This window comes from Haloterrigena alkaliphila (assembly GCF_017352155.2).
GTDB classification, from domain to species: domain Archaea; phylum Halobacteriota; class Halobacteria; order Halobacteriales; family Natrialbaceae; genus Haloterrigena; species Haloterrigena alkaliphila.
On sequence record NZ_CP071462.1, the window covers coordinates 3,679,251 to 3,700,122 of the forward strand.

24 protein-coding genes and 1 tRNA gene are annotated in these 20,872 nt (G+C 65.3%); 13 read left to right on the top strand and 12 right to left on the bottom strand.

The features are described 5' to 3' along the window. The first annotated feature begins 118 nt into the window (after positions 1–118). The 3 genes from J0X25_RS36905 to J0X25_RS36915 all read left to right on the top strand — a co-directional run bounded on the left by J0X25_RS36905 (position 119) and on the right by J0X25_RS36915 (position 1,619). A complete protein-coding gene (locus tag J0X25_RS36905; RefSeq protein WP_207288851.1) occupies positions 119–463 on the top strand; it encodes a glutaredoxin family protein in 345 nt (114 codons plus the stop codon). Positions 464–585: 122 nt separating this feature from the next. Continuing rightward, entirely contained in the window at positions 586–1,167 is a 582-nt protein-coding gene (locus J0X25_RS36910) for a DUF7110 family protein (RefSeq protein WP_207288852.1), read from the top strand. Positions 1,168–1,313: 146 nt separating this feature from the next. Further along, a complete protein-coding gene (locus J0X25_RS36915) occupies positions 1,314–1,619 on the top strand; it encodes a zinc ribbon domain-containing protein (RefSeq protein WP_207288853.1) in 306 nt (101 codons plus the stop codon). Positions 1,620–1,680: 61 nt separating this feature from the next. Here the strand turns inward: J0X25_RS36915 and J0X25_RS36920 are convergent, their stop codons facing one another. Beyond that, positions 1,681–1,857: a glycine zipper domain-containing protein gene (locus J0X25_RS36920; RefSeq protein ID WP_207288854.1), complete on the bottom strand. Its 177-nt coding sequence runs from the start codon at positions 1,855–1,857 to the stop codon at positions 1,681–1,683. A gap of 177 nt (positions 1,858–2,034) precedes the next feature. Then, a complete protein-coding gene (locus J0X25_RS36925; protein WP_207288855.1) occupies positions 2,035–2,808 on the bottom strand; it encodes a hypothetical protein in 774 nt (257 codons plus the stop codon). 187 nt (positions 2,809–2,995) lie between these two features. Between J0X25_RS36925 and J0X25_RS36930 the strand changes: the two genes are divergently transcribed. The 3 genes from J0X25_RS36930 to J0X25_RS36940 all read left to right on the top strand — a co-directional run bounded on the left by J0X25_RS36930 (position 2,996) and on the right by J0X25_RS36940 (position 7,543). After that, positions 2,996–4,810, top strand: coding sequence for a CARDB domain-containing protein (locus tag J0X25_RS36930; RefSeq protein WP_207288856.1), 1,815 nt, complete (start codon positions 2,996–2,998; stop codon positions 4,808–4,810). A 133-nt stretch (positions 4,811–4,943) separates the two neighbouring features. Further along, positions 4,944–6,281: a hydroxymethylglutaryl-CoA synthase gene (gene hmgB / locus J0X25_RS36935; RefSeq protein WP_207288857.1), complete on the top strand. Its 1,338-nt coding sequence runs from the start codon at positions 4,944–4,946 to the stop codon at positions 6,279–6,281. 95 nt (positions 6,282–6,376) lie between these two features. Next, positions 6,377–7,543 carry an AI-2E family transporter gene (locus J0X25_RS36940; RefSeq protein WP_207288858.1) on the top strand — a complete coding sequence of 389 codons (1,167 nt, stop codon included), beginning with the start codon at positions 6,377–6,379 and terminating at the stop codon, positions 7,541–7,543. Positions 7,544–7,557: 14 nt separating this feature from the next. On the opposite strand, the gene J0X25_RS36945 is transcribed toward J0X25_RS36940, so the two are convergent. After that, positions 7,558–8,346 (bottom strand): DUF2270 domain-containing protein, encoded by a 789-nt coding sequence (locus J0X25_RS36945; RefSeq protein ID WP_207288859.1) that lies wholly within the window; start codon positions 8,344–8,346, stop codon positions 7,558–7,560. A 216-nt stretch (positions 8,347–8,562) separates the two neighbouring features. Here J0X25_RS36945 and gcvPA point away from each other — a divergent pair, with 216 nt between their 5' ends. Further along, the gene (gcvPA, locus tag J0X25_RS36950; protein WP_207288860.1) at positions 8,563–9,900 is read left to right on the top strand and encodes an aminomethyl-transferring glycine dehydrogenase subunit GcvPA; all 1,338 of its coding nucleotides are present in this window, start codon (positions 8,563–8,565) and stop codon (positions 9,898–9,900) included. Continuing rightward, positions 9,897–11,444 (top strand): aminomethyl-transferring glycine dehydrogenase subunit GcvPB, encoded by a 1,548-nt coding sequence (gene gcvPB, locus J0X25_RS36955; RefSeq protein ID WP_207288861.1) that lies wholly within the window; start codon positions 9,897–9,899, stop codon positions 11,442–11,444. The genes gcvPA and gcvPB overlap by 4 nt, the downstream gene beginning before the upstream one ends. Before the next feature lie 47 nt (positions 11,445–11,491). Here gcvPB and J0X25_RS36960 read toward each other — a convergent pair whose 3' ends face one another. Further along, positions 11,492–11,665, bottom strand: a complete 174-nt coding sequence (locus J0X25_RS36960) for a DUF7838 family putative zinc beta-ribbon protein (protein ID WP_207288862.1) — start codon at positions 11,663–11,665, stop codon at positions 11,492–11,494. Positions 11,666–11,762: 97 nt separating this feature from the next. Between J0X25_RS36960 and J0X25_RS36965 the strand changes: the two genes are divergently transcribed. Further along, positions 11,763–12,296: a cob(I)yrinic acid a,c-diamide adenosyltransferase gene (locus J0X25_RS36965; RefSeq protein WP_207290944.1), complete on the top strand. Its 534-nt coding sequence runs from the start codon at positions 11,763–11,765 to the stop codon at positions 12,294–12,296. A gap of 90 nt (positions 12,297–12,386) precedes the next feature. Here J0X25_RS36965 and J0X25_RS36970 read toward each other — a convergent pair whose 3' ends face one another. Continuing rightward, on the bottom strand, positions 12,387–14,171 hold the full coding sequence (locus J0X25_RS36970) for an adenine deaminase C-terminal domain-containing protein (protein WP_207288863.1): 1,785 nt from the start codon (positions 14,169–14,171) through the stop codon (positions 12,387–12,389). 129 nt (positions 14,172–14,300) lie between these two features. On the opposite strand from J0X25_RS36970, the gene J0X25_RS36975 reads away from it, so the two are divergent. Both J0X25_RS36975 and J0X25_RS36980 read left to right on the top strand, forming a co-directional pair. Next, a complete protein-coding gene (locus J0X25_RS36975; RefSeq protein WP_207288864.1) occupies positions 14,301–14,552 on the top strand; it encodes a DUF7553 family protein in 252 nt (83 codons plus the stop codon). A gap of 40 nt (positions 14,553–14,592) precedes the next feature. Next, positions 14,593–14,667 (top strand) — tRNA-Val (locus tag J0X25_RS36980). A 256-nt stretch (positions 14,668–14,923) separates the two neighbouring features. On the opposite strand, the gene J0X25_RS36985 is transcribed toward J0X25_RS36980, so the two are convergent. The 3 genes from J0X25_RS36985 to J0X25_RS36995 form a co-directional block, all read right to left on the bottom strand. After that, entirely contained in the window at positions 14,924–15,643 is a 720-nt protein-coding gene (locus tag J0X25_RS36985; RefSeq protein ID WP_207288865.1) for a DUF2270 domain-containing protein, read from the bottom strand. Between the two features lie 282 nt (positions 15,644–15,925). Next, positions 15,926–16,435, bottom strand: a complete 510-nt coding sequence (locus J0X25_RS36990; protein ID WP_207288866.1) for a hypothetical protein — start codon at positions 16,433–16,435, stop codon at positions 15,926–15,928. Further along, on the bottom strand, positions 16,435–16,974 hold the full coding sequence (locus J0X25_RS36995; protein WP_345778479.1) for a DUF7342 family protein: 540 nt from the start codon (positions 16,972–16,974) through the stop codon (positions 16,435–16,437). The genes J0X25_RS36990 and J0X25_RS36995 overlap by 1 nt, the downstream gene beginning before the upstream one ends. A gap of 209 nt (positions 16,975–17,183) precedes the next feature. Here J0X25_RS36995 and J0X25_RS37000 point away from each other — a divergent pair, with 209 nt between their 5' ends. Both J0X25_RS37000 and J0X25_RS37005 read left to right on the top strand, forming a co-directional pair. Further along, complete coding sequence (locus J0X25_RS37000) at positions 17,184–17,324, top strand: hypothetical protein (RefSeq protein WP_207288867.1); 141 nt, start codon at positions 17,184–17,186, stop codon at positions 17,322–17,324. Positions 17,325–17,409: 85 nt separating this feature from the next. Next, positions 17,410–17,865: a MaoC family dehydratase gene (locus J0X25_RS37005; RefSeq protein ID WP_207288868.1), complete on the top strand. Its 456-nt coding sequence runs from the start codon at positions 17,410–17,412 to the stop codon at positions 17,863–17,865. 8 nt (positions 17,866–17,873) lie between these two features. Here the strand turns inward: J0X25_RS37005 and J0X25_RS37010 are convergent, their stop codons facing one another. From J0X25_RS37010 to J0X25_RS37025, 4 genes are all read right to left on the bottom strand, one after another. Further along, entirely contained in the window at positions 17,874–18,281 is a 408-nt protein-coding gene (locus tag J0X25_RS37010) for a hypothetical protein (protein WP_207288869.1), read from the bottom strand. Between the two features lie 75 nt (positions 18,282–18,356). Next, positions 18,357–19,016: a peptide-methionine (S)-S-oxide reductase MsrA gene (locus J0X25_RS37015; RefSeq protein WP_207288870.1), complete on the bottom strand. Its 660-nt coding sequence runs from the start codon at positions 19,014–19,016 to the stop codon at positions 18,357–18,359. 62 nt (positions 19,017–19,078) lie between these two features. Then, complete coding sequence (locus J0X25_RS37020) at positions 19,079–19,222, bottom strand: zinc-ribbon domain-containing protein (protein ID WP_207288871.1); 144 nt, start codon at positions 19,220–19,222, stop codon at positions 19,079–19,081. 865 nt (positions 19,223–20,087) lie between these two features. Further along, on the bottom strand, positions 20,088–20,864 hold the full coding sequence (locus J0X25_RS37025; protein WP_207288872.1) for an IclR family transcriptional regulator: 777 nt from the start codon (positions 20,862–20,864) through the stop codon (positions 20,088–20,090). Positions 20,865–20,872: the final 8 nt, after the last annotated feature.

Sequence of the window (20,872 nt, forward strand, 5' to 3'; positions counted from 1 at the left end):
TGACTCCGCCGTACGTGTTTCGGACGCTCGAGTCGGCCCACCGGGGAACGAGTCACGAGGACGCACTGGGGCCCGCGAGGACGCAAGGCCTATCCCGGTTCGCCGCCTTATCACGGATATGGAATTCCCACCGAACCAGGGGCTCGATCAGGACGAAGTCAACGAACAGGTCGACGACGCCCTCGAGAACAACGAGGTCGTCCTCTTCATGAAGGGGACCGAACTCATGCCCCAGTGTGGCTACTCCCGAAAGGCGCTGGGTCTCATCGACAGCTACCGCGACGAGTACGAGACCGTCGACGTCCTCGACTCGCTCGACGAGTTCCGCACCGCCCTGAACCGCCACAGCGGCTGGGAGACGATCCCGCAGACGTTCGTCGACGGCGAGTTCGTCGGCGGCTCGGACGTCCTCGAAGAACTCGAGGAACGGGGCGAACTGGCCGAGACCCTCGACGCGGAGTAATTCGACCGCGAGCCGCGGGAGTGAATTTATCCGGGTGCGTCGACGACGGATGCAATAGCAGATCATATAAGTCGCGCTCTCGTATGAGGTAACAACCGACCGTCGCCGCAGGTCATCCCACCATGTCAACAGAGGAATCCAGACACGTATATCGGTTGCATTCGACCCTCGAACTACCGCTCGAAGACCTTCGGGACCACATCGAGGAGGCTGAGTACCCGGACGGGATTACCGACGTCGAGATCACGCGGCGAAACAACACGCTCATTCTCAAGGCCGTCGCGGAGGACCAGTCGGTCAGCAAGTATACGCCGACCGCCCAGCTCAAAGCCAGCGTCACCGAAAATCGGGTCTACGAGGAGGATCCGGACGAACGACGCAACGCCTTCAGCTGGGACGAGGAGGACGAAGAGGAGATCGAATCCGAACTCGTCGAGTTCGCGGCGTTCAAGGGCGATCGCGAGACCGTCCTGCAGAACTCGCTGCTCCAGTACCAGATGTTCCTCGTCCTCTGTGGTATCGCCGAAGCAGCCGAGAAGGGCACGCTGACGGCGATCTCGGAGCGCGACGGCGACCTCGAGGCGACACGCATCGTCGAGGGCGAACCGCGCCCGGCCAACATCGAAGTCGTCGAGGGGCCTCGAGACCACAACAACGGTCAGGGCGGCGTCAACTGGCGGGACAACAAGTTCATCTCGGACTGACCGATCAGTCTCGAGTTCGACGCAGATTCGTTCTGGAGCCGCGGCTCTCGCGGTTGACAGTTTGATAGTACGATCGACAGTCCGGGCGAGAGACCTGTTCCTTTACCTTCGAGAGCAGTTTTGTTCGTGGCGCCGTACCCACCGTCATGGACGATCCCGGAACCCTCGAGCTGCTCGGCCGACTCACCGTCGCCGGCTTCGTCATAATCGCCCCGTCGCTGCTCTTTCTGGGGTTGATCCGGGGGCTCGAGCGCCTGCGGGACGACGCCTTCCTCGACCGGTTGGTCCGCGAACAGGGCGGGGAGATCGAGGACGACGTCCTGACCGTCCTGGGGAACGGGATGCGACTCGAGACGGGCGGCGACTCGAGCGGGCACTGTCCGGCCTGTGGCGCGTCGAACGCCCCCACGGCGCAGTACTGTCGGAACTGTCTCGGAAAACTCCCCTCGTGAGGCGCACCGCGGCTACCCAGTAGCTGACGAGTCGACCGTGTGGCTCGAGGGGACCGACGAGCTATCGCTCTTCGTTCCGCCAGCCGACGGCGAACGCGGGTCCGAGGGCCAGACCCACGGCGATTCCCATCGGCAGATTGTCCATCATGACACCGATCACGATCCCGACGGAGAGGCCGACTGCGATCCCCTTCCCCATCGACTCCCGGGTGACTTTCTTCGCTATTCGACTCGACATAACCACTCGTACGCCGTGTCAGACGATAAGCCTTTCATTCAGGTTGAATAGCGAACCTACCACCACCGCATCGAACGAACGCCGCGCGCAGCAATCGGCCCGCCCGCGGACTACACTGAGGGGCTTTCGGGTCCCGTAACGGCAACGTAACCCGGACAGTCAGTTTCGCATTCCGAGTCAGTCCGAGGGAGTGCCGACGACGGGCGTCTCCGCGATCGCGGGATCCCGCTCCCGCCGGTGGACCCACGTGCCGAGATCGCGGCCGAACGTCGAGTCAGCGTCGACGGCGACGCGGACGGTGGTGCCGTCGATGGTCGTGATGGCGATCACCGCCTCGTCCTCCCGCTCGAGACCCAGGCCCTCGATTCGGGGCTCGATTTCGTCGCGGTATCGGACGGCGTAGCCGGCGAGTACCAGACCGCCGAGGGTCGCGAGCACGTAGAGGGGAATCGACACGCTCGAGGCGACGAACGCGGTGCCGACCAACCCGAGCAGGGCGAGGCCACCCACGCCAACGGCGATCTCGTCGTACGAGCGACTGACGCTGGATCGCCGACGGACGATCTCGGTCGGAACGGCGACGGCGACCGTCACGACGGCGAGTGCGACCGCCGCGGCGGCTCGAAACGACGGGATCGACGACGAGAGGACGAGTCCGGTTACCAGCGCGAGCGCCCCAACGAGACCTGCCACGAGGTGCAACAGTCGGTTCGGTCCACTCTCGGACCGAACCCGGATCTTCGTTCGCCGCCGCCTGCGGATCGAACTGACGTAGTCGTAACTGACGTCGACGAAGTCACCGGTGTCGTCGACACAGAGGAATCGCCGCTCGGTGAGTCCGATCGCCGCTCGGCCGCGCGCGCCGGCCTCGAGGAGCCGTCCGGCCGTCACCGACTGGATCGATTCGCCCTCGACCAGATGGCCCCGGAGCCGATCTTCGACGGGTCGCATACGGCAAGCAGTACCCCGAGATGTCACATAGTAAGCCGCTCCCTTCAGGACAGTCTCCGGACGGGAATCCGCCGCGAACAGCGGCGCGCTCGACGGTGCCAAGCGACTGTCGTGGCTTCAGTACGGCGAGCGAACTCGGTATCGGGTCGGCCAGTACACGTTTAAGGGGTCGAGCGAATGCAGCGACATGGTACGCCGGGGAGACGAGCGCGGTGTCACCGTCCAGATCGGGGCGGTCCTGTTGCTCGCGATCGTCTTCTCCGCGTTCGCGCTCTATCAGATCAACGCCGTTCCCGCGGAGAACGAACGGGTCGAGTTCGCGCACAATCAGGAGGTCCACGACGAGTTACAGACCCTCCGGAACGCGATCCAGAACGTCGGAACCGGCGGCGGGACGCAATCGACGGCCGTGACGCTCGGGACCCAGTATCCGTCCCGAACCCTCGCGACGAACCCACCGGCACCGACGGGGCGACTCGAGACGACCGGAACGGCAAATATAACCGTCGACGCGCGGGCTGACACCGATTCGGAGTACGACGGCAACCCGGACAATCTGACGGGCGATCACGAGACGACGACGCTGGCCTATACGCCCGACTACAGGGAGTACGGGTCGGCACCGACGACGCGGATCGAACACGGGTTCGCGTTCAACGACTTCGACGACGCGCAGGTGACGCTGACCGAGCAACCGCTGCTTTCGGACGGGACGATCAGGCTGGTCGTCCTCGAGGGTGAACTCTCGGAGTCCGGCGGCGGTGCCATCACGCTCGATCCGACCGCGCTCAGCGGTCCGTCCGACGCGGTGCCGATCGAACCTGCGAGCGGGAACAACCACGTGACGATTTCGATCCCAACCGCTGCGCCCACCGCATGGAACGATACGATCGGGACGACGTTCGCCGACGGCGAGTCGGGCGCTCGAGTAGCCGGCTACGATAATGACCGGTCCCTCCTCACGCTCGAACTGAACGAGACGTACGACAAACTGCAGGTCGCTCGAGTCGGGATCGGTGATGGCGGTACGAAGACCGACGAGTACGACGTTCACAGATCGGACGACGGCGACGACGGTGGTGGCGCGTACGACGTCGGCTGGAACCTGAGTCGAATCGAAGCCGAAAATGATCGCGTGTCGTGTACGTCCGATCGCTGCACCTTCGAGGCGGCTGGCGTGGGCGATACGGCAACGATGAGCGTGGAGACGACTCCGTCGGTCGACGACGCGACCGTCGAGTATGCGGTCAGCAACAGCGGCGTCGGACGGGTCGATCCCACCAGCGGCACGATCCAGAACGGCGACCACCAGACCGAACTCGAGGCTCGAGCCAATGGAACGGTGACCGTGTTCGCTTCGAGCGGCGGCGACGGCGACCGCGTCCCGGTCGATATCGTGCTCGGGAGCGGGAGCAGTCCGCTGTTCGGCGTCACCATCGACGGGACGAACTCGCCGGTGACCGAGGGCGAGACGCTGTCGGTAACGGCAACTGTCGAGAACAACGGATCCGACGCCGGGACGCAAAACGTGACCCTCGAGACTGACGGCCAGCGGCGGGACGCCGCGTCGGTCACGCTGCAACCGGGCGAGTCCACGCAGGTGACCCTCGAGTGGTCGACGACCGACGGTGACGCCGGCGAGTATACCGCACTCGTCGCAAGCGGTGACGACGAGGCGACGACGGGCGTGACCATCGAGAGCGCCGGCGGGCCGAGCGTCGACTCGTTCACGACCGAGCAACGGCCCGGCAACAACGTCGGCATCAGATACAGTTGGGCCGTCTCGTCGACCGACGCGGAACTGGACACCGTCACCGTGGAACTCTATCGCGATGGAACGTACGTTGACGAGCGGACGGCCGCCGTCAGCGGAACCAGCGCCAGCCGAAATAACGAGGAGTTCTCCAACCTCGGGAGCGGACAGGAGTACACCCTGGAGCTAACCGTCACCGACGTGAACGGAAACAGTGCCACCGCGACTCGGACGCAGGTTGCGGGCTGAGACGATCCGGCTCCGATTGCGGCGAGGATGGAGGTGGTTTAGGGCGCTCACTCCGGGCGGCAGCGTTATCGTTTCGGCAACTGTCGAAACCCCGAACGACAATATCATGTATCGTCACCTCCATTGACGAGGCATGACTGCAGTCGGTATCGACGCGATCGAGATCTGGACCGGGAATCTCAAACTCGACCTCCCGGGGACGTTCGCACCCGAGAAGGGCGAAGACCCCGAGAAGTACACGAAAGGGCTGGGACTGAACGCCAGTTCCTTCCCCGATAGTTACGAGGACATCGTCACGATGGGGGCCAACGCCGCCCATCGGTTGATGGAGCGCAAGGGCCTCGAGCCGGACGATATCGGGCGTATCGACGTGGCGACCGAGAGCGCTTTCGACAACTCGAAGCCGGTTTCGACGTACGTCGCTGGCTGCCTCGAGCAGGTCTACGAGGAGGACTTCCACCACGCCAACAAGGGCGAACGGAAGTTCGCCTGTATCGCAGGTACCCAGAGTTTAGACGACGCGTACAACTGGATCCGCGCGGGTCGGAATCGCGGTCGCTCGGCGCTGGTCATCGCGACCGACACCGCGCTCTACGCGCGGGGTGACGACGGCGAGGCCACCCAGGGTGCCGGGGCCGTCGCGATGCTCATCAGCGAGGAACCGAACCTGGTCGAACTCTCCACCGAGCAGGGGTACGGCTCGGCCGACGAGACCGACTTCCTGAAGCCCAACCAGCAGTTCCCGAGCGTCGACGGCAAACGCTCCGTGCAGGTCTACCTCGCGCGGATGCGCGAGGCCCTCGAGGACTACGAGAGCGTTGCGGGGGAGGTCCACGAGGAGGACTTCGCCTACGCGCCCTTCCACACGCCGTTCCCGGGCATGGTCCGGAAGGCCGCCCTGCTCGCGTTCCGTCACGTCACGCGGAACACGGAGGTCGAGGACGAACTGGCCGAGGAGATCGGTCGCCAGCCCCGCCCCGAGGCGTTCGACTCCGACGACGAGTACCGCGATGCGCTCCTGGAGTACATGGACGCCCTCAAGGACACCGACCGCTACGCCGAGTGGTACGACGCCACGATCGACCCGACGCTGACCATCTCCCGCGAGGTCGGCAACTGGTACACCGGCTCCGTTCACGTCGCCCGCGTGAGCGCGCTCAAACACGCCCTCGAGAACGACCGCGAGATGGTCGGCGAAAAGCTGCTCGTCGGCTCCTACGGGAGCGGTGCACAGGCCGAGATCCACGCCGAAACGGTTCGTGACGGCTGGATCGAGGAGCTCGAGGCGCTGAACGTCGACGACCAGCTTGCCGACCGCTACGAGATGACGTGGGACGACTACGAGGAGATCCACGACGCCCACAATCACGAGATGGACGTCGACGTCGAGGAGTTCACGACGCCCGACGAAGAGTTCGTCTTCGACGGCTGGGGTCGCATGGGCGAGCGGAAGTATCGGTACGTCGAATAGCGGATCAGCTCGCCCCTCGGTACCGCCGCTCGAGCGGTTCGCAGTCCGTCGATCGGTACAGTGGACTAATCCGTCAGGGCGTTGCAGCCGGTGATATGCCAGATCGTCCAGAGCCGCCGGCGTGGATCGTCGAACAGCCCGTCCTGACCGTGCTCGCGCTGGTCGGGGTCGTCCTCGGACTGCTCATCGTCCTGCCGTACCTGCAGTACGTCCTCTTCGGGGTCGTCCTCGCGTACATTCTACTGCCGCTCCAGCGGCGCCTCGAGGCCCACGTCCGGCCGATGATCGCGGCCTCGATCACGATCGTGGTCGCGGTGATCGTCATCCTGATCCCGATCATCTACGTCCTCAGCGTCGCGCTCAGACAGACGAGCCAGCTCGTGACCGCGGTCCGGAACGGCGAGGTCGACCTCGAGACGATCGAGTCGATGGTCGCCGAGACCGGGTACAGCGTCGATCTCACGAGCCTCTACGAGTCGTATCAGGACGGGATTACCGGCGGGCTACGGGGGCTGGCGACCGGCGCGCTCGACGTCGTCGGCGGGCTACCGGGGATCGCGATCGGGCTGACGGTCACGCTGTTCGTCTGTTTCGCGCTGTTGCGGGACGGGGATCGGCTGATCGAGTGGCTCTACCGGGTCGTCCCGATCGACGACGACGTCCAGCGGGAGCTGTTCGAGGAACTGGACCAGCTCATGCAGGCGTCGGTCATCAGCAACGTCCTCGTCGCGGTGATCCAGGCCGTGATGCTCGGCGTCGGGCTCGCGATACTGGGGGTCCCCGCAGTCGTGTTACTCACCGTTCTCACGTTCCTGCTCACGCTGCTGCCGCTCGTCGGCGCGTTCGGCGTCTGGCTCCCCGTCTCGATCTATCTCCTCGCGATGAGCCGCCCGCTCGCGGCCGCCGGGCTCGCGGTCTACGGCCTGTTCGTGACCCTCTCAGACACCTATCTCCGGCCCGCGCTCATCGGCCGGACGGGCGCGATCAACTCCGCGATCATCGTCGTCGGCATCTTCGGCGGACTCATCACGTTCGGTGCCGTGGGGCTGTTCATCGGTCCCGTCGTCCTCGGCGGTGCGAAGGTCGTGCTCGACATCTTCGCGCGGGAGCGCGCCGACGGCCCGGAAACCGACGCCGGGACGACGGGCGACGGCTCCCCCGAGCGGTCGGGAGCCCAATCCACCGACGCGGAGACCGACGAGCGAACGGCGTCGGCCCCCGACGCGGCGGCCGAGGACGGCGATCCCGACCCCGAGGCCTGACCGGCCCCGGCGACTCAGTCGCCCTTCCAGTCGCCCGGTTCGACACCGTGGATCTCGCCTTTCGCCTGCCGTCCCCCCGGCCAGAGGGCGATTGCGATCACGCACGCGAAGAACACGGCGAGCAATACCGCTACGGCCGTACCGGGAATCCCTGGCAGCTCGGCGGCCTCGGTCCACTGCTGTTCCGGCGTGAACAGCGTGACCTTGAACGCCCAGCCGACGCCGGCCACCGCGAAGAGGAGTCCGTACACGCGCCGTATCCGACGGGAGAGCGCCTCTCGGGTGGAGACCTTGAACGTTGGATTCCGGAGGTCGTCGCTCAGTTCCTCGCGCCAGGCCGGGTGTTCGACCCCGGTCGGCTCTAAGGCGTTCGCGAACACGTTCTCCTGGACGAAGCGGACGCGGGCGCGCCAGTGGTCGTAGAACTGGTACCGACGCACCTCGAAGAACAGGAAGATCGACAGGACGAAGATCCCGATTAGAAGCAGGAACGCGGGCATATTCCGACTCGAGAAGACGAGCGATAGCACGGCGGCGAGCAGCGTGATCGCCCAGTCGGTCGTCCGGTCGATCCGATCCTGCGCGCTGTTGGCCTGACTGACCTCGCCGCGGTAGAAGTGGGGCAGGACGTCGAGCAGGAATTCGGATTCGTTTGCGACCGCCGCGCCGATCTCCTGATCTTCGCGATCGAGCGGACCGTCTCGGCCGGTGCGTTCGTTCCGCCCGCTCTCGGCTGCGTCATCGTGGGGGCGTTTTCGATCGTCGCGTTCGGTCGCCCCGGCGTCGTCGCGTTCGTCGACCATGCGACCGCCCAACACCGCCGGTCAGCATAGTGGTCCGTGTAGCGACTGCAGGGATCGTTACAGTCACGTCCATCGGCGGATACCCGATAGTCACGCCGAAACGAGTGCGTTCATTACCCCGTACCCGCTAGAGGCGAGTATCGTGCCTCGGATCGAACGCCGCTGTCGACGCGGAGGGAGACGGATCGACTCGATCGATCGAGATCACGCTTAGCCATGCACGGATCACACGCCACGGGGAGCCCGTACGCTCCCCACACGGATGCGGAGCGATCGCGGATGCTCGAGGAAGTCGGGGCCGAGTCGGTCGAGGACCTCTTCGACATCCCGGCGGCCGTCGAGTTCGACGGGGAGTTCGGGATCGACGCGCGATCGGAGCGGGAGACGAGGCGACTCGTGCGCTCGATCCTCGGGCGCAACGACGACCTGACGGAACTGCTGGGGCGGGGCCACTACGGCTACTACGTGCCGTCGCTGGTCGACCATCTCGCGGACCGCTCGGAGTTTCTGACCTCCTACACGCAGTACCAGCCCGAGGTCTCGCAGGGGTTCCTGCAGGCGCTGTTCGAGTACCAGTCGCTGCTGGTCGAACTGACGGGCCTCGAGGTCGCGAACTGCTCGATGTACGACGCCGCGACGGCGCTGGGCGAGGCCGCCACGCTGGCCGAGCGCGTCCGGGATACGACCGGCTACCGCGTGCTCGTTCCCGACCTCCTGCTCGAGGGCCGACGCTCGACGCTCGAGAACTACGTCGCCGGCACCGACCTCGCGGTCGAGGCGTACCCGACCGACGACGCCAACGTCGATCTCGCGGCGCTCGAGGACCTGATCGACGAGGAGTGCGTCATGGTCTACGCGGAGAACCCGACCGTCCGGGGAACGATCGAAGAGGGCCTCGAGTCCGTCGGCGACCTCGCGGCCGAGAACGACGCCCTGTTCGTCCTCGGTTCGGACCCGATCGCGCTCTCCGTGCTCCAGCGGCCCGCCGACGTCGGCGCCGACGTCGTCGTCGGCGACGCGAGCGTACTGGGGCTGCCGACGAGCTACGGGATGGGACTGGGGCTGTTCGCGACGACGGAAGATTACCTCCGACAGGTCCCGGGTAGACTGGTCGGCGCCAGCGAGGACGCGACCGACCGGCGGGCCTACACGCTCACCCTGCAGACCCGCGAGCAACACATCCGCCGGGAGCGGGCCACGAGCAACATCTGTACGAATCAGGCCTGGGTCGCCCTGCGAACCGCGATGCACGCCGCGTACCTGGGTCCGAGCGGGATGGTCGACCTCGCGAATCGCGGCGTCACCCGCGCCGCCGACCTCGCCGAGCGCCTCGACGACATCGTCGGCGTCAAAGCGCCGGTCCACGACCGCCACCACCTCCGCGAGTTCGTCGTCCGGATCGACCAGCCCGCGCCGGCGATCGCCGCCGACCTCGAGAAACGCGGGTTCGCGGTGCACGTCCTCGGCGACCACGCAATCCAGGTCTGCGTCGCCGGCGTCCCCGACGAGCGACTCGAGCGGTTCGTCGCGGCGTTCGAGGAGGTGGTCCGATGAGCGAGGACCGGGAGGACGGGTCCGTCGGGGAGGGAGCTGCCGGCCCCGAGGGAACCGCCGGCGAGGAACAGGTCCGCTACGATCAGGCGCGCTACGTGGAGAACGGCCAGTACGAGCCGCTGCTCTCCGAGAAGGACCTGACGCGCGTCGAGATCGGCGGTGCGGACGCGACCGACGAAACGGGCGACGACGCCGAGTCGCCGCTCCCCGACGACCTCACGCGCGGCTCCCTCGAGTTGCCCGAACTCTCCGAACCCGAACTGGCGCGCCACTACACGCGGCTCTCCCAGATGATCTACGGGATCGACAGCGGCCCCTACCCGCTGGGATCGTGCACGATGAAGTACAACCCGAAGTTCACCGAGGACGTGGCGGCGCTGCCGACGGCGGCCGTCCACCCCGACCGCTCAGAGCGGTCGATTCAAGGCACCCTCGAGCTACTGTACCGGCTGCAGGACTACCTCGGCCGAATCGGCGGGATGGACGCCGTCACGCTCCAGCCGCCCGCGGGCGCCGCGGGCGAGTTCGTCGGCATCCGCGTCGCCGCGGCCTACCACGAGCACAACGGCGAGGGCCACCGCGACGAGGTCATCGTCCCCGAGAGCGCCCACGGGACCAACTTCGCGAGCGCCGCGCTGGGGGGCTACGACGTCGTCGCTCTGCCCAGCGACGACGACGGCCGGGTCGACCTCGAGGCGCTCGAGGCGGCCCTCTCGGAAAACACGGCGGCGCTGATGTTGACCAACCCGAACACGCTGGGGCTCTTCGAGCGCGACATCGAGGAGATCGCGGCGATGGTCCACGACGTCGGCGGCCTGCTGTACTACGACGGGGCGAACCTCAATGCCCTGCTCGGCCGCGCTCGCCCGGGCGACATGGGCTTCGACGTGATGCACTACAACGTCCACAAGACGTTCGCGACGCCCCACGGGGGCGGCGGCCCGGGTGCGGGCCCGGTCGGCGTCGTCGAGGATCTCGCGCCGTTTCTGCCCGCGCCTCGAGTGCGCGAGGGTGGGACCAGCAAGAGCGGCGACCCGACGTACGAACTGTTCGACCCCGAACAGACAATCGGCAAGGTCCACGGCTACCAGGGCAACTGGCTCGTCCTCGTCAAGGCCTTCGCCTACATCGCGCGGCTGGGCGACGAGGGACTCGCGGACGCCAGCGCGAAAGCGGTGTTGAACGCGAACTACCTCGCAAGCCGGATCGAGTACGACGTCCCCTACGAGCCGTTCCACCACGAGTTCGTCGCCAGCGCGGGCGACCAGGACGCGGCCGACGTCGCCAAACGGATGCTCGACTACGGCGTCCACCCGCCGACGACCAAGTGGCCCGAGATCGTCCCCGAGGCGCTGATGACCGAACCGACGGAAGTCGAGGGCGAGGACACGCTCGATCGACTCGCCGCGGCCTTCAACGCCGTCGCCGCGGAGGACGACGCGACCCTCGAGGCGGCACCCGATCGGACGACGGCCCGACGGATCGACCAGACGAGCGCCGCGCGAAGTCCGCGACTGTCGTGGCAGGCGCTCGAGGAGGAGTGAGTACCGCCGCGTCGAACTCGCCTTCAGCGCCGCTCACCGCGTCGGCGTTACGCGCTCGAGTCGACGACCGTCTCGTTGTCGGAGATCCGCACGAAGCCGTAGTCGCACTCCGGGCAGTGCCACTTGACCTTCTCGCCGAGGTGGACCGTCGTGCTCGCGGCGCGATAGAAGACCCGTTCGGTGCCGCAGTTCGGACACTCGTGCTCGAGTTCCATAGCCATGCTCGGGCGTTGGGCGCGGCGGCTGTTTAATGGTTCGGTCGCTGCCGGCCGCGACGACCCGCTGAAAGTTAAGTACGCCTCGGCCGTCCACTCGGACATGGCGATCTACACCGGCCGCGGCGACGACGGGCAGACGGACCTCCGAGACATGAGCCGCGTCTCGAAGGCCAGTCCGCGCATCGAAGCTTACGGCACCGTCGACGAACTGAACGCGCTGATCGGCACGACTCGACCGACCGGCCACGACGACGTCGACGAGCGCCTCCGGGAGGTCCAGAACCACCTCCACGTCGTCCAGGCCGACTTCGCGAACCCCGATCCCGACGAGGACGACCCCGCGATCCGGGCCGACCACATCGAGACCGTCGAGGACTGGATCGACGAGTACGACGAGGAACTCGAGCCGCTGACCTCCTTCATCCTGCCGACGGGGAGCGACCGCGGCGCGGCACTCCACCACGCCAGAACCGTCTGTCGGCGCGCCGAGCGCCGCGCCGTCGCGCTGGCGTCGGAAGAAGCGATCAACGAGCAGGCCGTCCAGTACCTGAATCGCCTCTCGGACGGCCTCTTCACGTTCGGTCGCGTGGTCAACGCCCGCGACGGCGAGCCGGAAGAAGCGCCGCAGTACTGACCGGCGTTGTCGCGGTCGCAGTACTGGCCAGTGCCGGCGCGGTCGCAGTATTGAGCAGCGGCGTTGCGGTCGCGTTGCCGCTGTGGCCCGTTACGACTCGCGTTCGACCGCCGGCTCGAGGCCGACCAGCGATTGCCCGAGCACGTCGGCGTACCCCGAGTGCGTGAGCTTCAGCGCCGGAACGCCGGGGAACGTCAGCGTCTGGAGGGTCAACAGCGGTCGTTCGATGTCGACGCCGCTCTCGCGCAGGGTATCCTCGACCGCGTCGAATTCGGCCACGGCGTCCTCGAGGGGCGCCTCGGACGCGGTCCCCGCGACCGGCATCGCGAGGTCGGCGACGACGGCGCCGTCTCGAGCGACGGCGAATCCGCCGCCCGTCTCCGCGACCCGTTCGGCGGCCACGACCGCGTCGGCGGTGTCGGCGGCGACGACCGCGAGGCCGGGCGTCTCCCAGGTTACGCTCGTAGCGACGGCGCCTCGCTCGAGGCCGAAGCCGGTCAGAAAGCCCGTGAAGGCGCGGTCCTCGGTCGCGGGATCGCGGTCGAACAGCGTCGCCGTGAGGACGTCCGCGGCCGGGTCGGGCCCGAGTCGGTCGGGGTCGGACTCGCCGTCCGCGTCGGCGGCGTTGTCGAGAACTGCGGGTTCGGCCGTCGTTTCGGTCGTCACGAGCCCCCGGCCGACCTCCATGGCGCGGACGGTACCGTCCGGTGCCGCCTCGAGCGGCGCGGTGAACCGCGATTCGGCGAGGTCGACCGAAATCGTATCGTAGAGGTAGTCGGGATAGGGGTCGTCCCGCACCGCCACGTCCGGCGTGCCGTCGGTGACGACCACGTCGCCGTCGGCCACCACCGTCTCGACGGTCAGCGACTCGAGGCCGTCGACGACCAGCAGATCCGCGAACGCGCCGGGGGCGACGACGCCCCGCCCGTCGAGTCCGAACTGTTCGGCCGGGTTGCGGGTCGCGGCGTCGATGGCGGCTTTCTCCGGAATCCCGACATCGATGGCGCGCCGGACCACGTCGGCCATCCCGAACCCCTCGAGCAGGTCGTCCGGCCAGACGCCGTCGGTCGACAGCGAGACGCTGGCCCGATCGATGTCGGGGAAGGCCTCGGCGAGCGCCCCCAGATCGTCCCGGTTCGAGCCGCAGCGGCCGACGACGTGGATGCCGTTGGCAGCGCGTTCGCGAACGCCGTCGGCCGCGATGGCTTCGTGGTCGTTGTCCACGACGGTCGCGAACGCCCGGAGCGACTCGCCGCGACAGCCCGCTCCGTGGCCGACGATCGTGGCGTCGGTCCCGCGGGCGCGCTCGTAGAGCCGTTCGACCGGCGACTCGCGGCCGACGACGTGGATCCAGTCGATCTCGCCGACGCCGACCACGCGCTCGTGACCGAGTAGGTCCGCGAGGGCGTCGACCTCCGCGTCGCCGCCGCGCGCGGGTTCGAACGTGACGAGGAGTCGCTGCGGCGGGAGCGAGAGGTACGTCGTAACCGGGAACCCTTCAGTTCGCTCGAGGACGGTTTCGGCCCCTCGGCTCCCGAAGAGGAGGCCGATCCCGGAGGTCTCGGTGACGATTGACGTGGTGCCGCTCGCGAGCGCCCCGGAGACCGTGCGCTCGGGGACCGCCTGTAGGTCGGTGTGCGTGTGCGCGTCGATCAGCCCCGGGAGGACGATTCGTTCCGTGGCGTCGACGACCGTCGTCTCGGGTCCGGTGACGGAGTCGGCGTCCTCGAGGAGGGCCGCGATCCGATCGCCGACGACGGCGACGTCCCGCTCGAGGAATTCCCGGCGGTTCGAGCAGTAAACGCGTCCGCCCGCGACGACCAGGTCGGCGGTCGCGCCCTCGCGCTCGAGGGCGACCGGCTGTAACTCGTTCATACTCGAGGTGGTGGCCGCCCAGCGTTGTATGGGAATCGATCCCGAAGGGCCTCGCCTGGGGTTCGCGAGGATTCTGTCCCCTGCGAAAGGGCTATAATAGACCCAAGCCTCCCTACGGGAGAGAATCACATGAACAAGCACTTCCACGACAGCCGCTACTACCTCGCCCGCGCCGCCGACCACGCGAAACTCGGTCTCACCGAGACGCTCGAGCCGGCCGTCTCTCGGGTTCGAGGACTGGGCCGCGACGACGAACCGGAGCCGGAACCGACGCGCCTCGAGTCGGTTCGAGGGCGGCTGTCCGGCCTCGAGCGAGCCGTCAGCGGGCGGGTGGGTTCCGCACGAGCGGTCGTCTCTCGAGACGGGTCGGACGCTCGGTGAAAGGAAGCCTTAAGTCGAACGCACGGATATCAACCCGTGCGGGTTGGTGATCTAGTCCGGTTATGATACCTCCTTCACACGGAGGAAGTCGGCAGTTCAAATCTGCCCCAACCCACTAATTTTGCTGCGAGCAATTTCACGAGCAGCAAATTCGTTATGTTGGGCAGATTTGAACCAGACGAGTCGCAGCCCGGGAAGCGAACGCAGTGAGCGACCCGGAACGTCTTGGCGTGGTTCAAATCTGCCCCAACCCACTCGCTCATCTACCGGTGATCTCTTACAAGCGGGAAGCGCGGACAAGCAGAGAAGCGTATCGACCCTTATTTTCACAGCAGTTGGTATGGGTGCTCTGGTCAGTATAGCGAACGGATTTATCGGTCTGTCTCTTTCCAGTCGTCCGGGTCCCCTTCCCGGAATTCACCCTTAGCGTGGCGCTCGCGGGGCCAGAAGGTGACGCCCAGCAGTACGACGTAGAACACACCCACAACGGCAACCACAGCAATCCCGGGGATACGAGCGATTTCAGCGGTTGTCAGCCAGTCTTGTCGCGGCCCGAACGCTGTAATCCTGAAGACCCAGGCGACCACTAGGACGCTGAGCAGCGCAAGGTACACACGCCGGAGCCGGTTTACGACTGCTTCGGATACCGAGACTTTCAGCGTCGGCCTGCGATAGTCCTTGCTCAGTTCCGCTCGCCAGTCGTGATTTTCAGTGCCTTGGGACGGATCGAGGGCGTTTGCGAACAGGTTCTCTTGGATGACTCGAGCACGGGAGCGAAAGACGTCGTAGTCCCGGTACCGCCGTGCTTCGATGCCCAGAAAAATGGTGACGACGACGATCCCGATCAGCAAGATATAGTGTGGGTTATCGGTACTCGAAAACGCCCACGTCAAGATCGCTGCCATCAGCGTCACCGCCCACGTCGTCGTCTCGTCGAGGCGCTGCCGCCACGTCCCCACTCGGTCGATCTCTCCGCGATAGACGTGGGCCATCACCGAACCGAGTCCCGTACTGTCGTCAACCATTTCCCGGCCGATCTCCCGTTGGTCTGGTGCTGTTGGGTCGAACTCGTCGCTATTCGAATCGGTCATAGCGGAGAGACAGCTTCTCGCTCCATAAGCAGGTATGGTGACGGCATAACCTGAGTGTCATGTCCGGGAGAACATCGAACAGTACACAGGATACTTAGCAAATCGACGTCACCAATTCCTTCCGAACTGGACGAGGAAGTCGTCACTAAGCCGGAAGGCCAACCACGCAACTACCGCACTCATTTGGCCGTGAGCCACACCGTAGTTCGTTCCCTGACCAGTTGAAGAGTACCTGTGAACAGGCGACTTGGGTGGAGAAGAACGGGGCCTATGGTAGCGTGGCTACTCGAAGAGAGCCGCAGACGCGTCGAACCCGATCGGTCGTTCGCCTTCCCATTCGACGGCGAGGAGCGCATCCGGAAGCGATTCGAGCCGCTGTTCGACCACGTCGAGTGGATGCGTGTCGATGAACTGCGCTCGCTCGTAAGCGACGACCGTCGAGCCGTCGGTTACTTGCAGGTGTACCGGACCGAGATCGCCGTGGGTGTCGTCCTGATGCCAGCCGACGAGCAGGCTTCGATCCGGCTCGAGCCAGTTGATCCAGTAGTGCTCGTACGGATCGCTCGTTCGGAGTTGGAACCCGATTTCGACTCGAGCGGCCGTCACGGGATACTCGTCGTCGCCGAGGAACTGCCGCGGATTCACGTCGCCGACGACGCGATACGGGCCGGCTTCGCGCGGCTCGGTACGCCGTCGTCGAACGTCGTTGAATTCGGCACCGAGCCGTTGCTGGATGCGGTCGTGGAGCCGTTTGTGCTGTAAGTTCGCCCGGTTAGCCAGAAAGACGACCATCAGGCGAACGTCGACCGCGAGTCAGTTCGAGACGAGGAGAGTTCGACGACGTCTCCGTACAGTTGGAGCGCGTGCTTCACGAGCCCGAGTTCCGTGTTAATCGCCTCCCACGTCGCGATCACGTTGCGACGCTCCCTGAGCTCCTCGGCCGATAACTCGTCCGCAGCGAGTTGCTCTCGGAACGCCGTGAGTGAATCGGCATCGTACTCCGCGGCGAGCTCCTCCTGCTCCGCTTTCAACTCCGTGAGCTGACTCTCTAACTCGTCGCGCGAGTGCTCCGCGATCAAGTCCGTTACTTCGTCGAAGAGCATCCGGACGGGATTCAAATCGTACGCCTTCGTGCCGTCGATGGTCGTTTCGGTGACCCAGTCGTCGCTCTCCAGACGCTGGAGTTCGTCGTCTGCCGTCGCGCGCGAAACCTCCGCGCGGTCCGCAATCTCCTGTACTGGCGTCGATTCGTCCAACAACTCCACGACGTGTCGAACCCGCTCACGCCCGCTCGTGCTCTCCGTCCACGACCCCTGGCTCGAGTTGGCCATCGTACTGGCTCTTACACAGCCCAGTTCAAATAATTTGGCTTTGTACAAATAATCAAACACTAGCAGCAGAGGTCTCTCGGTCAGCTTTGTCATCTGACATAGCGGTTAGGCTGGTGGACGTCCAGAAGAAACTCCGTACTGCTCCGACGGAACGACTGTTCAATCGACCGTGGCCAACGCTTAAGCCGGTGTTCGTGCCACGAGAAAGAATGGCATACCAACTCCGCTGTGATTCCTGTAACCTCGAGCGCGAGTGCGGCGACTGGCCGGACGCCAACCGGGACGCCAGCGACCACGAGGCGGCCTATCCGGACCACTGGGTAAGCATCCACGAGGTACAGGAGGCCTGAGACGACCGCCGGCCGCTCTGGTGCTACCGCAGCGCGATGTTCGGGTTCCCACAGACTCTTGTTGACGTATCACACTGGCACTGATATGCAGTACTACGAGGACGTCGAGATCGGGACGACGCAGGAGTTCGGCGAGTACGAGGTCACGAAGGAGGAAATCTTCGAGTTCGCCGAACAGTACGATCCGCAGCCGTTCCACACCGACGAGGACGCGGCCGAGGAGTCCGCGTTCGGCGAACTCGTCGCCTCGGGGTGGCACACGGCCTCGATCTGTATGCGGCTGCTCGTCGACGGATTCGTCGACGATCGGGCCAGCATGGGCGCCCGCGGAGTGGACGAACTTCGCTGGAAGCAGCCGGTCAAACCCGGCGATACGATCTCGGTCCGGACCGAGGTCCTGGACAAGCGCGTCTCCGAGAGCGATCCGCGACGCGGCTACGTCGACACGCGGATCGAGGGCACGAACCAGCACGGCGACGTCGTCATCTCGTGGATCGCGCTGGGAATGGTCGCCCGCCGAAACCCGGACGAAGCGGCGTAACCGATCCGCTACTCGGACCCCTCGTCCGCCAGATAGGCCTCGAGAATCGCGGTCTGGACGGTCCGCAGGTCCGCTTCCTGAATCGTGGCGGCCGCCCGGAACCGTTCACGAACGTCTGCGACGCGCTGGGGGCGGGCGGCGAGCGTGACGAGCACGAACTCGTCGGACGGAGCGGCAGCCGCCGATTCGAAGTCGGCCCGGTCGTAGAGGGCGGCGAACCGCTCGCGGACGGTCGCGACGAGGTCGTCAGTGGCGTCGGCACCGGGGTCGCCGACAGGCACGGAGTCCGCGGTTTCCTCGAAGTAGTCCTCGAGATCCACGATACCCGCCGTTTCGTAGAGCGTATCGTGAAGTTCGTCGGCGACCGGTTCCGAGAGGTAGACGCCGAACAGTTTGTATCGATCGTCGGCGGTCATAGCCGCCACTTCGAGCCGAACGTACTAATAAGGCCGATCCGACGTCGATCCGACGACCACCGGTCGTGGGGTCACTCAGAATCGGCGCCGCAGTTCCGACGCCACCGTCGGTGGCAGATCCAGCTCCGCAAGCAGTTCGTCACGGTGGTCGGGCTCACCGTAGCCCGCGACGAACCCGTTGAGCCGGGCGACGACCGTCGAATCGACGAACCCGTCGCCGTAGCGATCCGCGAGTTCGTCGCCAGCGACCGGCGTCGATCGGAGTTCGTACTTCTGGTGGTACTCCTCTGCGCGGGTGAGTCCCTCGAGCCGTTCGACCTCGGTCGCGGCCGAGGTCCCGGCCCGCTCCTCGACTGCGGTCCGCTGTCGCACGGCGGTTTCGTACTGCCGATCGTCGTGTGCGAGCACGACGCTCCGGTACTGGCGCTTCGGCGCCGACGACGCCCAGTCGTGGTTCGCCCAGAACGCCTCGAGCACGTCGTCGAAGGACAGGGCCTCCGGATCGTACTCGAGTTGGACGACCTCGGTGTGATCGCCCAGCGAGCCGTAGCTGGGTGTCGGGTCCGTCCCGCCGGCGTAGCCGACTCGGGTCCGAACGACGCCGTCCATCGCGCCGAACAGCGCGTCGGGACCCCAGAAACAGCCCATGCCCAGCGTCGCCGTCTCGGTCGGCGCCGACATCGTCGCGTCGTCCTCGAGCGTCGACGCCTTTCCGTTCCAGTTCGTCCGTGCCATACCGATAGCAGGTGCTCCGGACGGATGGCTTCGTCGCCGGGGTAACGGCGCCCCGGAACGCCTCAGAATTCGTAGTGGGCGATTTCGGCCGAACCGCAGGTCGGGCACGGGTCCCGATCGTCGTCGAGCTTTGCACCGCAGTTTCGGCACTCGTACAGCCCTTCGTCGTCGTCGACGAAGTGCCGCAGTTTCGTAACGACCCCCATCCTACCGCCCCGTTGGATTCGAACTGGCATTAATGGAACTGCCAGCATTGTTCACGATTGGTCAGACCCGAGGATAGTCACGGGTTGAAGACACCAATTCGATAGAGAACCGCTCCACGACTTTCGAGCGACGACTGGATTACTCTCAGTTCTCATAGTAGAATTTAGATCTGATAGCTAATAGAATTCAATGGACATAGATATTTTCCGCCTAATAGTTGGCTAAATTCCTATCTAAAACTCTATATTGGCATATTTATGGACCTAGAGCAGATAATTCCTTATTTGTTTATTCCATTAGCAAGAATATTGAGGTAGGAGACATGGCGCTCCGCTTTCGAGTAAACCCTCGATATCGCCATATATGGCCGTTTTCCGGCCGATCACTCCTTGAGAACGTCCATACCAGCCAATCTTTAATCTACAGTAGATGGATAAGTATCCAGAGAGTACCCATAAATAAACAGAAAGAGTATATTAACGGCACTGAAGACTACCGAGTACTCTCCCTGAACTAATGGTTGTCGTCAGCCGTTGGGACCGAGTTAGCGTCAGCAACGCACCTGCCGCCCGCGAGTCGAAAATCTCCCTCGATCCCCTCGTCGCGGGCGGTGCGCGAGACTCTTCCAGTAGCGACCGCCTGCTCCCGTCCGCATCGAGTGACGATCGACCCATCCGACGGGACGCTCCGTGTGTTTTTACGTACATATGAGTGTAATTTCAAGCGACGTTCCGGCCGGCCGAACGGTCTGGCGAGGACGGGAGCCGGTTCGAGGTCCGATCGACGCCAGAACGAGAGGAATCGAGGGGATACGCAGGCGTTCAACCGGACGGAACAGCCCGTGATATCGTCCAACTCTGCGTCTCAGTCGGTGTACAGCAGGTTGACTTCGATCGTGTTCGCCGTGGAGCGCAGTTGGTCGTGCAGTTCCTCTCGGTCCCACTCGCTCTCGAGGCGGTGCTTGGGACCGGCGACAGTGACGGCGCCGTGGACCGTCCCGTCGTTGTCGCGGATCGGGGCGGCGACGGCGACGATCCCCGGGAGGTACTCACCCCGGTTGTAGGCGATACCCACCTCGCGGATCTCCTCGAGTTCGGCCGCGAGCGACTCCCAGTCCGTGATCGTCTCGTCGGTGAACTCCGGCAACCCCCAGTCGGCGACGATCCGGTCGACCTTCTCCGGGTCGAAGTAGGCGAGCATCGCTTTCCCGCCAGCGGAACAGTGGAGGTAGATCGGCGTCCCGACCTCGATACCCGTGGGAACCGACCGGTCGCCGTCGTACGCCCGAAGGACGGTGCCGAGGCCGTGTTGCTCCGTCGAACAGAGGACCCGTTCCCCGGTTCGTTCTGCGAGTTCGGCGAGGGGTTGCTCGGCGGCCTCGTACAGCGGCTGTGCCCGTTTGACGTGTTCGCCGAAGGAGAGAAATCGGAGGCTCAGCCGGTACTCGTCGCCGTCCTGAACGACGTACCCCTTCGAGCGAAGCGTCGTCAGGTGCGCGTGGACCGTGCTCTTCGCCAGCCCCGTTCGCTCGGTCAGTTCGGTGACGCCGGCGCCTTCGGCCTGCCAGAGCGCCTCCAGCAGATCCAGGGTCTTGACTACCGCTTGGATCCTGTCCCCCTCGTCCGTGCCGGTGGTTGCCATACGACAAT